The organism is Bacteroides finegoldii DSM 17565 (genome assembly GCF_000156195.1).
GTDB lineage: Bacteria > Bacteroidota > Bacteroidia > Bacteroidales > Bacteroidaceae > Bacteroides > Bacteroides finegoldii.
In genome coordinates this window covers 73,948-85,780 of sequence record NZ_GG688326.1, presented here as the reverse complement: position 1 = coordinate 85,780, position 11,833 = coordinate 73,948, and the positions used below count along the sequence as shown (strand labels likewise).

Below are 11,833 nucleotides of genomic sequence, written 5' to 3'. Positions count from 1 at the left end.
GAAAACTATGGAATCTTAATTAAACTTGTTTAAGGTCTTATTTTATCTCTTTGACTGAGATGGCGTATCCCCCGCCTATTGCAGCTTTCAGTGTAAGTTTGCTTTTATTGTTTATTTTCTTTTTTGTGATAACGTATGCTTGCGGATTTTTGTCCCAACTTGCATCTTTGGCGTCAGCATAAATGGTAGCTTCATATTTTTTCCCAGGTTCGAGGAAGTCAAAGCTTAATTTAGACTCATGTCCCTTTTCTCCGGCAGTGCAACCTATATACCAGTCATTCGTTCCTTTGGCACGACGGGCTATCGTGATATATTCTCCTGGCTCCGCTTCCAGATACTTACTTTCATCCCAATCAATAGCTACATCCTTGATAAATTGGAAGGCATCCATGAAACGCTCATAATTTTCAGGAATATCAGCGGCCATCTGCAATGGACTGTACATAGTTACATACAATGCCAGTTGGCGGGCGATAGTAGAGCGAACCTGAGAGTTATTAGCCGGATTCATTTTGTTGCAATGTGTTTCGAAGATCCCCGGAGTATAATCCATCGGTCCTCCAACCAGACGGGTGAATGGAAGAATTGTAGTATGGTATACTTTGTTGCCTCCGAATGATTCATATTCTGTTCCACGAGCGGATTCATTACCTATCAAGTTCGGATAAGTGCGACAGATACCTGTCGGGCGTACTGCTTCGTGAGCATTCACCATAATCTTGTAGTCTGCTGCTTTCTTCACCGCATACAGATAATGATTATTCATCCATTGTCCGTAATGGTGCTCGCCACGGGGAATAATATTGCCGACATAACCGCTCTTTACAGAGTTATAGCCGTTATCCACCATAAATTGATAAGCTTTATCCATATGGCGTTCGTAGTTACGGACTGATGCGGAAGTTTCGTGGTGCATCATCATTTTGACACCTTTGCTTGCGGCATAACGATGAATCTCTTTTACGTCGAAATCGGGATAAGGAGTGACGAAATCGAATACATAATCTTTGCTGTTACCGAACCAGTCTTCCCAACCTTCGTTCCATCCTTCTACCAGTACTGCATCAAAACCGTTGGCGGCAGCGAAATCGATATAACGTTTTACGTTAGCGGTGTTAGCGGAATGTTTGCCGTTAGGTTTGGTTTTTGAATAATCTGTTTCACCCAGTTTTACACTAGTCAGCTCATCGGTGTAGGCCCATGAGCCCTTTCCGGTTATCATATCCCACCACACACCGATATATTTCACAGGTTTTACCCAAGAGGTTGCGTCCGGTAACTTGCATGGTTCGTTCAGGTTGAGAGTAATACGGGATGCAAGGATGTTGCGTGCATCATCACTGACAATGACAGTACGCCATGGCGTATGGCAAGGTGTCTGCATATATCCTTTGTCCCCTTTTGCATCCGGAGTCAGCCAAGATTCGAATATCATGTTTTTATCGTCCAGGTTGAGGTGCATACAAGAATAATCGATGAGGGCTGCCTCGTGAAGGTTGATGTAAAGACCATCATCCGTTTTCATCATAAGAGCAGTCTGCACACCTGTCGGTGAGAAAGGAGTTTGAGACGAATTGGGAGTGATTGCCTGTTTCATCAACCCTCTGATTTCCGATAAGCGGGAGATAGTATAATCATATTCCTGCGTATCATAATCGCCCGGTATCCAAAAAGCGGTATGGTCGCCTGACATGGCAAACTGGGAATGTTCTTCTTTAATAACGAAATAATTCAATGATTTTTGTTGAGGGAACTCGTAACGGAATCCCAGACCGTCATTGAATAAGCGAAAACGGATCAGGACGGAGCGCTCATTCATTGGCTGGTATAGTGTCACTGCCAATTCATTATAATGATTACGGATTTCTTTTTCTTCTCCCCATACCGGTTGCCATGTTTCATCGAATGTATCGGTCTTTGCATCCTTTAATTCAAAACCGTTATAAAGATTTGTTTTTGAGTCAAGTTTGGTGAGATCTCTACGGTCTACCCAGTCGAAGTCTGTCCGGGTATTGTCTTCTTTCTTTAATTCTAAACCTAAAGTACTGGGTTTGATTACCGTTTTGCCTTTATAAATCAAATCATACGTTGGAGCACCTTCCTTGTTTACCTGAAAGGTCATTACCAGATTTCCATCCGGTGAAGTCAGTTTCTGCTGCGCATTCGCTATAAATGAAATACAGAGGAATGCAATGAGTAAAAGATTCTTTTTCATTTTATTTATTGGTATTAAATTGTAAGCTAACTAATGTTTCTACTCCTTTTTATTTCGGATGTTGCAAATGTAGCGACCTATTGAATCAGAAAAGGTGTCTAGAATAAAAATATAACCGCTTTATGATTTTATTTAATTGATTATCAGTTGTATATTATTGTTTGGAATCGGCGAAAATATAAGTGGAAATTAAATAGTTTGGCTTATCTATTTCATTGTGATTACTATATTCATTATATTTGTGACATCTTTAAAAAGTAACCTATGAGAAATATAGCCTATTGTGTATTGTCTTTTCTTTTGGTTGGTTCTGTTTCAATGTTTGCAAAACAGACAGATGATGTGGCAGCTCTTAAAAAGTTGGACGACATCATAAATAAAAAGGAGACTTATCAGATTCAGAAAGAAAAGGAAATTGAAGGCTTGAAATTGCAATTGGCGCATTCAAATGCCCCTGCCGACAAATATCGTCTATACGGTTCCTTATTTGATGCTTATCTTCATTATCAGGCTGATTCTGCCCTTCATTATATAAATAAGAAGCAGGAGTTGCTTCCGCAACTGAATCGCCCTGAATTGGACAATAAGATTATTATTGATCGTGCAACGGTGTTAGGGGTAATGGGAATGTATATTGAAGCTATTGAGGAATTGGAGAGGATGAATCCGACGAAGCTGGACAAAGAAACCTTGCTGGCTTATTATCAGACTTATCGTGCTTGTTATGGTTGGCTGGCTGATTACACTACTAATAAGGAAGCGAAAAAGAAATATCTCGAAAAAACAGATTTATACCGGGATTCTATTATTAGTGTAATGTCACCGGAAATCAACAGAACGATTGTTCTGGCCGAGAAATGTATCGTCAGTGGTAAGGCGGATACAGCTCTGGTGATACTTGATGAGGCTTTGAAAGAGGCGGTTGACGAACGGCAGAAAGTGTATATCTACTATACATTGTCTGAAGCGTACGGTATGAAGAAGGATTTTGAGAAAGAAGTTTATTATCTCATATTGACAGCTATTGCAGATTTGGAATCTTCGGTCAGGGAGTATGCCTCTTTGCAAAAGTTGGCACATCTGATGTATGAACTAGGAGATATTGACCGTGCCTATAAGTACTTGAGTTGTTCGATGGAAGATGCCGTAGCCTGCAATGCCCGTTTGAGGTTTATTGAAGTGACGGAGTTTTTCCCAATTATCGATAAGGCCTATAAGTTGAAAGAAGAGAAAGAACAAGCCGTTTCCAGAGCGATGCTTATTAGTGTCAGTATGTTGTCTTTATTTCTTTTGATAGCTATTTTCTTTTTGTATCGCTGGATGAAGAAACTGTCTGCTATGCGTCGTGATTTGAGTTTGGCTAATCGGCAGATGTTGGCTGTGAACAAAGAACTGGAGCAGACGGGCAAGATAAAAGAAGTATATATTGCCCGTTATTTAGACAGATGTGTGAACTATCTGGATAAGTTGGAGATGTACCGCCGCTCATTGGCTAAATTGGCTATGGCTTCCCGGATTGAGGATTTGTTTAAGGCTATAAAGTCCGAGCAGTTTATTAAAGATGAACGAAACGAGTTTTATAATGAGTTCGATAAGTCTTTCCTGAAACTTTTTCCGAATTTCATTTCCGCTTTCAACGATTTGTTGGTAGAGGAGGGACGGATATATCCGAAATCTGATGAACTGCTGACTACCGAACTTCGTATTTTTGCTCTTATCCGTTTGGGGGTGGTAGACAGTAATAAGATTGCTCATTTCTTGGGTTACTCATTGGCAACGATCTATAATTACCGTAGCCGGATGCGCAATAGGGCCGCTGGAGATAAGGAACGGTTTGAACAGGACGTGATGAATTTATAATATTATTTGTTTTGTAACATCAGAAGTAGCCTTTTTTTATACCTTTGTAGGTGGTACTAACTAATCTAATAATAATTTTGCTAAAGAATGAAAAAGTTAATCTACACATTGTTCTTTGTCCTTATTTCCGTTGTGGCCAACGGTCAGGCAAAGTATGTATTCTATTTCATTGGAGATGGGATGGGAGTCAACCAAGTGAATGGTACGGAGATGTATCAGGCGGAACTTCAGAACGGACGTATCGGTGTTGAGCCTTTGTTGTTTACTCAATTTCCGGTTGCCACGATGGCGACTACTTTCTCTGCAACTAATTCCGTGACCGATTCTGCCGCTGCAGGTACTGCGTTGGCTACAGGAAAGAAAACCTATAATCACGCTATTTCTGTGGGGGAAGATAAGAATGCGATTCAAACTGTAGCTGAAAAGGCGAAGAAAGCCGGTAAGAAAGTCGGTGTCACTACTTCTGTCAGTGTTGATCATGCTACCCCTGCCGCATTTTACGCGCACCAACCGGATCGTAATATGTATTATGAGATTGCTCTTGACTTGCCGAAAGCTGATTTTGACTTTTATGCAGGTGGCGGATTCCTGAAACCGACAACTTCTTTTGACAAGAAAGAGGCTCCAAGCATTTTCCCTATCTTTGAAGAAGCTGGATATACAGTGGCACGTGGTTACAATGACTATAAAGCAAAATCAGCTAAGGCTGAAAAAATGATTCTCATTCAGGAAGAGGGGGCTAATCCGTCATGTCTGCCTTATGCCATTGACCGCAAAGAGAATGATCTGACGTTGGCGCAAATTACGGAAAGCGCTATCGACTTTTTGACTAAAGGCAAGAATAAAGGCTTCTTCCTCATGGTGGAAGGTGGAAAGATTGACTGGGCTTGTCACGCGAATGATGCAGCTACCGTATTTAATGAAGTAAAAGATATGGATAACGCTATCAAAGTGGCTTATGAATTTTATAAGAAGCATCCGAAAGAAACACTGATAGTCGTTACTGCCGACCACGAAACAGGTGGTATCGTATTGGGAACCGGAAAATATGAACTGAACTTGAAAGCATTGCAATCTCAAAAACATTCGGCTGACGGACTTTCTCAACGTATCAGTGAATTGAGAAAAGCCAAAGGTAACAAAGTGACTTGGGAAGATATGAAAGAATTTCTTGGCAATGAAATGGGATTCTGGAAACAATTACCTATTTCTTGGCAACAAGAAAAGAAGTTGCACGACGAATTTGAAAAGTCATTTGTGAAGAATAAAGTGGTGTTTGCCGAGAGTATGTACTCGAAGAGCGAGCCTATGGCTGCTTGTGCCAAACAAGTTATGGATGAGATCGCGATGGTTGGCTGGGTGAGTGGCGGACATTCTGCCGGTTTTGTGCCTGTATTCGCTATTGGAGCCGGTTCACATTTGTTCGGTGAGAAGATAGATAATACTGAAATACCGAAGAGAATAGCCAAAGCGGCGGGATATAAATAAGAATGCCCGTGCAAAACACAATAAAGAAAGCCGGAAGTTCAATTGATCTTCGGCTTTCTTTATTGTGTTCTATGTAACTTATGCTTTTACACGTCCTACGTATGAACCATCGCGAGTATCGATTTCGATCGTTTCACCTTCGTTGATGAATAAAGGAACACGTACTGTTGCTCCTGATTCTACAGTAGCAGGTTTCAATGTATTGGTAGCAGTGTCACCTTTGATGCCCGGCTCTGTATAAGTAACCTTCATCTGCACCTTGATCGGCATATCCGCATACAATACGGTTTCGGTAGAAGCGTCGGAAACAACATCCAATACTGCACCTTCAAGCAGGAAGTCAACACCGTTAATCAAGTCGTGAGCGATAGGATGCTGGTCAAAAGTTTCCTGATTCATGAAGATATAATCTTCTCCTTCTTTATATAAGAACTGATAAGGACGACGTTCTACACGTACGTCTTCCAATTTTTCACCGATGTTGAAACGACGTTCGAGAACGTAGCCGCTAACTACATCTTTCAGTTTAGTACGCATGAAAGTGTTACCTTTACCAGGTTTTACATGCAGGAATTCTATACAGAAATAGAGCTTTCCGTCCATACGGATACAGGTTCCGTTTTTGATGTCTTGAGCATTAATCATACTGCTATTCTTCTTATTATATTATTGTTATTTAATTGTTTTCGTCGGAAATCGAGTGCAAAAGTAATCTAAATCAGTAAAAAACACAAAAACTTTTGAGCAAAAATGAGTTATCTCTTGGTTAATTTAAAAAAAGTGCCTATTTTTGCAGCCCGATTACGTAGAATAATAACATAAAACAAGATACAAAAATGAAAAGAACATTTCAACCCTCTAACAGAAAGAGAAAGAACAAACACGGTTTCCGTGAGAGAATGGCATCTGCTAATGGTCGTAGAGTATTGGCTGCTCGCCGTGCAAAAGGCAGAAAGAAACTGACTGTTTCTGATGAGTACAACGGACAGAAGTGGTAATCACTTTTATCTATCATCAGGGAAACAAAAAAGGCGGGGAATTTAATCTCTGCCTTTTTGTTTATAGCAAACTTTTCATCACCTCTTTTTTATAAATTCAACTATTTTGTCGTATCTTTGGCGCATATAAACAGCAATGCGTATGACTATTAGAGAATTCTTTTCTTTTAAAACAAATAAATTTTTCTGGTTGAATATTGCCGCTATGATTGTGATAGTGGCAGTCATGGTATTCGGCGTGCTGAAATGGATTGATGTCTACACGCATCATGGTGAATCGGTGCTTGTTCCCGATGTGAAGGGGATGAGTGTGGAGGAGGCGACAAAGATGTTCCGGAATCATGGATTGGTATGTTCGGTTTCTGATACGAGATACGTTAAGGATAAGGCTGCCGGTATCGTGCTTGAACTCAAGCCGGGAGCCGGTGAGAAAGTAAAAGAAGGTCGTACGGTCTATCTGACAGTGAACACGCTGGATGTTCCTTTGCGTATGATTCCTGATGTAGCGGACAATAGCTCTCTTCGTCAGGCGCAAGCCAAACTGTTAAGTGCCGGTTTCAAACTGAATCAGGTCCAGTTAGTGAACGGTGAAAAAGACTGGGTGTATGGCGTGAAGTATCAGGGAAGACAACTGACCGCCGGAGAAAAGATTCCTATGGGAGCTTCTTTGACACTGATGGTTGGTGATGGGGCAGGGAGCATGGAGAAAGACTCCACCGATGTTGCTGTGGATACAGAAACTCCTGTGACATCAGAATCATCTTCCACACAAGAAGATAGCTGGTTTTAATGGATAACTAACAGAACAGACTCACATGATAGAGGAAGAACTTCCGGATGAACTGGAGAACGATTTGGATGATATAGAACCGGTCGGTGACGAGTCCCAACTTTACGAACACTTCCGGGTGGTGGTAGATAAGGGGCAGGCGATGGTCAGAGTCGACAAATATCTGTTCGAACGTATTGTCAATGCTTCGCGCAACCGTATTCAGAAGGCTGCCGAAGGAGGATTCGTTATGGCCAACGGCAAGCCGGTGAAAAGTAGCTATAAAGTAAAGCCGCTGGATGTTATCACGGTGATGATGGACCGTCCGCGTTACGAAAATGAAATTATCCCGGAAGATATTCCCCTTACTATCGTTTATGAAGATCCCTATTTGATGGTGGTGAATAAGCCTGCCGGATTGGTAGTACATCCGGGACATGGAAATTATCATGGCACTTTGGTCAATGCGCTTGCCTGGCATATGAAAGATAATCCCGATTATGATGCGAATGATCCGCACGTGGGACTTGTTCATCGGATCGACAAAGATACTTCGGGGTTGTTGGTGATTGCCAAGACACCGGACGCCAAAACAAATCTGGGAAACCAATTCTTTAATAAAACTACCAAACGTAAATATCGCGCCCTGGTATGGGGGATTGTGGAGCAGGATGAGGGAACAATCATCGGGAATATAGCCCGTAACCCGAAAGACCGAATGCAGATGGCTGTGATGTCCGACCCGACAGTTGGCAAACACGCTGTGACTCATTATCGTGTGTTGGAACGCTTGGGATACGTCACGCTTGTGGAATGTATCCTGGAGACGGGACGTACTCATCAGATCCGTGTCCACATGAAACATATCGGACATGTGCTGTTCAATGACGAGCGCTATGGGGGGCACGAGATATTGAAAGGTACTCATTTTAGTAAATACAAACAATTTGTAAATAATTGCTTTGACACTTGTCCCCGACAGGCTTTGCATGCTATGACGTTGGGGTTTGTGCATCCCGTCACTGGTGAAGAGATGCATTTTACTTCCGAACTTCCGGATGACATGACCCGGCTTATCGAGAAGTGGAGAGGCTATATAAGTAATAGAGAATTAGAATGAAACGCAACATTGCTATCGTAGCAGGAGGTGATACCTCTGAAATCGTAGTTTCCCTGCGTAGCGCACAGGGTATTTATTCCTTTATAGATAAGGAGAAGTATAATTTGTACATTGTAGAGATGGAAGGCCGCCGCTGGGAAGTACAATTACCGGACGGCAACAAGGTTCCGGTGGACAGAAATGATTTTAGTTTTACGAACGGAACGGAAAAGGTGGTGTTCGATTTTGCTTATATTACGATTCATGGCACACCGGGTGAGGATGGTCGTCTGCAGGGATATTTTGATATGCTGCGCATTCCGTATTCCTGTTGTGGAGTATTGGCGGCTGCTATTACATACGATAAATTTGCCTGCAATCAGTATTTGAAGGCTTTTGGCGTACGTATTGCCGAATCGTTGCTGCTGCGTCAAGGACAGTCGGTTTCCGACGAAGATGTAATAGAGAAGATCGGTCTGCCTTGTTTTATCAAGCCCAGTCTGGGAGGTTCGAGCTTTGGCGTTACAAAAGTGAAGACAAAAGAACAAATCCAGCCTGCCGTTGTCAAAGCTTTCGGAGAAGCGGAAGAAGTGATCGTTGAGGCATTTATGGAAGGTACGGAGCTGACTTGCGGTTGCTACAAGACGAAGGAAAAATCGGTCGTCTTCCCACCTACGGAAGTAGTTACCCACAATGAATTTTTCGATTACGATGCTAAATATAACGGTCAGGTAGATGAAATCACTCCTGCGCGTATCTCCCCGGAACTGACCGGACGCGTGCAGAAACTGACTTCGGCTATCTATGATATATTGGGCTGTTCCGGTATTATCCGTGTGGATTATATTGTGACTGCCGGTGAGAAACTGAATCTTCTCGAAGTGAATACGACTCCGGGAATGACTGCTACAAGCTTTATTCCCCAGCAGGTGCGTGCAGCCGGACTGGATATAAAGGATGTGATGACTGATATTATCGAAAATAAATTTTAATCACGTTATGGACCTGACAGAGTTTAATGAGATTCGTTCTTACAATGATGAGGAACTTCCTCAGATCTTTGAAGAATTGATTGCTGATCCGGCTTTTCAAAAGGTTGTTGCCGGAGTTATACCTAACGTTCCATTCGAACTGCTGGCACAGAAGATGCGTGCTTGTAAGACAAAACGTGAATTTCAGGAAGCGTTCTGTTATGGCATTTTGTGGAAGATTGCGCAGGAACATACAGATTCTTTGACATTAGACCATTCGCGTATACCGGATCATAATATAGCCTATACTTATATGTCGAACCATAGGGATATTATCCTTGATTCGGGTTTTCTTTCCATCTTGCTGATTGATGAAGGGATGGATACCGTAGAGATTGCCATCGGCGATAATCTGCTGATTTACCCGTGGATTAAGAAATTGGTGCGTGTCAATAAATCATTTATCGTTCAGCGTGCACTGACTATGAGGCAGATGTTGGAATCGTCGGCGCGAATGTCGCGCTATATGCATCATACTATTTCGCAGAAGAAACAATCAATATGGATTGCCCAACGTGAAGGACGTGCAAAAGATTCCAACGACCGCACACAGGACAGCGTCTTGAAAATGCTGGCGATGGGTGGTGAAGGTGATGTGGTAGACCGTCTGCTGGAAATGAATATTGCCCCTCTTGCTATATCCTACGAATATGATCCCTGTGATTTTCTGAAAGCGCAGGAATTCCAATTGAAGAGAGATGTGGAAGGGTATAAAAAAACAACGCAGGACGATTTAATCAATATGAAAACCGGTCTTTTCGGATACAAGGGAAGAGTGCATTTTCAAGTTGCTCCTTGTCTGAACGACGAGTTGTTGCGCATGGACCGTTCTTTGCCGAAACCGGAACTGTTTGCCCGTATTTCCGCTAGTATTGACCGGCGTATTCATAGTAACTATCGGATTTATTCCGGAAATTATGTCGCTTACGACTGGTTGAATGGTTCCACAACGTTTGCTGCTAACTATACGGAAGAGGAGAAGCTGCGGTTCATAAACTATATTGACCAACAATTGGCTAAGATAAACATTCCGAATAAAGATGAAGACTTCTTGCGTGAGAAGTTGTTGTTGATGTATTCCAATCCGTTAGTTAATTATTTAGCTGCCTGCCGATGAAAATAGGAAAGTTATATATGATCTGGTTGTGGGGATTACTCCTCCTGATGGCCGCCTGTGGTGATGATGACTATTATTATCCATCGGTAAAAATGGAATTTGTTACGATAGAAGCGGGTGATGATGGCAGGATACGGACACTTATTCCCGATAAGGGGGACATATTACCTGTTTCGCAAGATCTTACGGGGTCTACGATTTCTCCGAATACCTCCAGACGTGTAATGAGTAACTATGAAACGATGGAGGAAGGGGCTAAAATTTATTCTTTGCAGTCGCTCCTCACACCGACTCCTAAACCGAAGGACGATCCGGCCTTTAAGGATAAGGAAGGCAAAGACCCGGTAGAGGTTGTCAGTATTTGGCTTGGACGGGATTATTTGAATATGATTCTTAACTTGAAAGTCAGTACCGGGAAAGGACATACTTTTGGCATAATTGAGGATAAGTCAGAACTGGAAACAACAAGATCTGTGGATATGTTGTTATATCATGATGCGGATAGTGATGAAGAATACTATAACCGGCGTGCTTATATTTCTGTCCCTTTAAAGCAATATGCGGAATCGGAACATCCTGCCGATGGGATTAAGATTAAATTCAGGTATTATACATACGGCAAGGAAGCCGATGTGATAGAGGATTACGAATTTGAGTATACTCCGGGTAAGACTGAATAATATAGAATGATATGCTTAAAATGAATCAATTGGTCGTGGGAATGCTTTTCTTTCTTTCTTCTCTTTTCTCTTGTCAGCAGAAAGGAGATTTTGAGTCAATGAATGTGGAAGATTTCGATGCGCTCATTCAAGATGAGGGTATGCAACGTCTGGATGTCCGTACATTGGCCGAATACTCGGAAGGACATATCGCAAAAACGATTAATATTAATGTGATGGATGACTCCTTTTCTTCGATGGCTGATTCTTTGTTGCAGAAAGACAGACCGGTGGCTGTATACTGCCGTAGTGGAAAGCGCAGTAAGAAGGCCGCGGCTATTTTGAGTAAGAAAGGATATAAAGTCTTTGAGCTTGATAAAGGATTTAATTCCTGGCAGGAAGCTGGTAAGGAAATAGAAAAGTGATGCAAGAAGAGAGTGCCATAATGAATGATAAAACGCAGATTAACGCAAATTATCGCAGAAATAATTTAATGAGTTGTTGATTAACCTATCAATATAATTGAAATAATCTGCGATAATTTGCGTTTTGATACTATCTTTTCTTGTCGAGGAGTATTCTCTTTAATAGCTGTAT

The 11,833-nt window shown here is 41.9% G+C and carries 11 protein-coding genes; 9 read left to right on the top strand and 2 right to left on the bottom strand.

The window, feature by feature from the left end:
• Window positions 1-37 precede the first annotated feature (37 nt).
• A complete protein-coding gene (locus tag BACFIN_RS07170; RefSeq protein WP_007755004.1) occupies window positions 38-2,215 on the bottom strand; it encodes a glycoside hydrolase family 97 protein in 2,178 nt (725 codons plus the stop codon).
• Between the two features lie 264 nt (window positions 2,216-2,479).
• Between BACFIN_RS07170 and BACFIN_RS07175 the strand changes: the two genes are divergently transcribed.
• Window positions 2,480-4,075, top strand: coding sequence for a DUF6377 domain-containing protein (locus BACFIN_RS07175; RefSeq protein ID WP_032839731.1), 1,596 nt, complete (start codon window positions 2,480-2,482; stop codon window positions 4,073-4,075).
• Window positions 4,076-4,162: 87 nt separating this feature from the next.
• Window positions 4,163-5,563: an alkaline phosphatase gene (locus BACFIN_RS07180; protein WP_007754999.1), complete on the top strand. Its 1,401-nt coding sequence runs from the start codon at window positions 4,163-4,165 to the stop codon at window positions 5,561-5,563.
• A 78-nt stretch (window positions 5,564-5,641) separates the two neighbouring features.
• On the opposite strand, the gene efp is transcribed toward BACFIN_RS07180, so the two are convergent.
• Window positions 5,642-6,208: an elongation factor P gene (gene efp / locus BACFIN_RS07185; protein ID WP_007754996.1), complete on the bottom strand. Its 567-nt coding sequence runs from the start codon at window positions 6,206-6,208 to the stop codon at window positions 5,642-5,644.
• Window positions 6,209-6,399: 191 nt separating this feature from the next.
• On the opposite strand from efp, the gene rpmH reads away from it, so the two are divergent.
• The 7 genes from rpmH to BACFIN_RS07220 all read left to right on the top strand — a co-directional run bounded on the left by rpmH (window position 6,400) and on the right by BACFIN_RS07220 (window position 11,661).
• On the top strand, window positions 6,400-6,561 hold the full coding sequence (gene rpmH, locus BACFIN_RS07190) for a 50S ribosomal protein L34 (RefSeq protein WP_005678985.1): 162 nt from the start codon (window positions 6,400-6,402) through the stop codon (window positions 6,559-6,561).
• A gap of 142 nt (window positions 6,562-6,703) precedes the next feature.
• Complete coding sequence (locus BACFIN_RS07195) at window positions 6,704-7,351, top strand: PASTA domain-containing protein (RefSeq protein WP_007763865.1); 648 nt, start codon at window positions 6,704-6,706, stop codon at window positions 7,349-7,351.
• A 25-nt stretch (window positions 7,352-7,376) separates the two neighbouring features.
• On the top strand, window positions 7,377-8,450 hold the full coding sequence (locus BACFIN_RS07200; RefSeq protein WP_007754990.1) for an RluA family pseudouridine synthase: 1,074 nt from the start codon (window positions 7,377-7,379) through the stop codon (window positions 8,448-8,450).
• Entirely contained in the window at window positions 8,447-9,421 is a 975-nt protein-coding gene (locus BACFIN_RS07205) for a D-alanine--D-alanine ligase (protein ID WP_007754988.1), read from the top strand. Before BACFIN_RS07200 ends, BACFIN_RS07205 begins: the two co-directional genes overlap by 4 nt.
• A gap of 7 nt (window positions 9,422-9,428) precedes the next feature.
• The gene (locus BACFIN_RS07210) at window positions 9,429-10,577 is read left to right on the top strand and encodes a hypothetical protein (protein ID WP_007754985.1); all 1,149 of its coding nucleotides are present in this window, start codon (window positions 9,429-9,431) and stop codon (window positions 10,575-10,577) included.
• Entirely contained in the window at window positions 10,574-11,257 is a 684-nt protein-coding gene (locus BACFIN_RS07215; protein WP_007754972.1) for a NigD1/NigD2 family lipoprotein, read from the top strand. The genes BACFIN_RS07210 and BACFIN_RS07215 overlap by 4 nt, the downstream gene beginning before the upstream one ends.
• A gap of 11 nt (window positions 11,258-11,268) precedes the next feature.
• Window positions 11,269-11,661, top strand: a complete 393-nt coding sequence (locus BACFIN_RS07220; RefSeq protein ID WP_007754968.1) for a rhodanese-like domain-containing protein — start codon at window positions 11,269-11,271, stop codon at window positions 11,659-11,661.
• Window positions 11,662-11,833: the final 172 nt, after the last annotated feature.

What these genes read in the sequence shown, in the direction of transcription:
- BACFIN_RS07170 (WP_007755004.1), bottom strand. Translation starts at nt 2,215, where the DNA reads ATGAAAAAGAATCTTTTACTCATTGCATTCCTCTGTATTTCATTTATA.
- BACFIN_RS07175 (WP_032839731.1), top strand. Translation starts at nt 2,480, where the DNA reads ATGAGAAATATAGCCTATTGTGTATTGTCTTTTCTTTTGGTTGGTTCT.
- BACFIN_RS07180 (WP_007754999.1), top strand. Translation starts at nt 4,163, where the DNA reads ATGAAAAAGTTAATCTACACATTGTTCTTTGTCCTTATTTCCGTTGTG.
- efp (WP_007754996.1), bottom strand. Translation starts at nt 6,208, where the DNA reads ATGATTAATGCTCAAGACATCAAAAACGGAACCTGTATCCGTATGGAC.
- rpmH (WP_005678985.1), top strand. Translation starts at nt 6,400, where the DNA reads ATGAAAAGAACATTTCAACCCTCTAACAGAAAGAGAAAGAACAAACAC.
- BACFIN_RS07195 (WP_007763865.1), top strand. Translation starts at nt 6,704, where the DNA reads ATGACTATTAGAGAATTCTTTTCTTTTAAAACAAATAAATTTTTCTGG.
- BACFIN_RS07200 (WP_007754990.1), top strand. Translation starts at nt 7,377, where the DNA reads ATGATAGAGGAAGAACTTCCGGATGAACTGGAGAACGATTTGGATGAT.
- BACFIN_RS07205 (WP_007754988.1), top strand. Translation starts at nt 8,447, where the DNA reads ATGAAACGCAACATTGCTATCGTAGCAGGAGGTGATACCTCTGAAATC.
- BACFIN_RS07210 (WP_007754985.1), top strand. Translation starts at nt 9,429, where the DNA reads ATGGACCTGACAGAGTTTAATGAGATTCGTTCTTACAATGATGAGGAA.
- BACFIN_RS07215 (WP_007754972.1), top strand. Translation starts at nt 10,574, where the DNA reads ATGAAAATAGGAAAGTTATATATGATCTGGTTGTGGGGATTACTCCTC.
- BACFIN_RS07220 (WP_007754968.1), top strand. Translation starts at nt 11,269, where the DNA reads ATGCTTAAAATGAATCAATTGGTCGTGGGAATGCTTTTCTTTCTTTCT.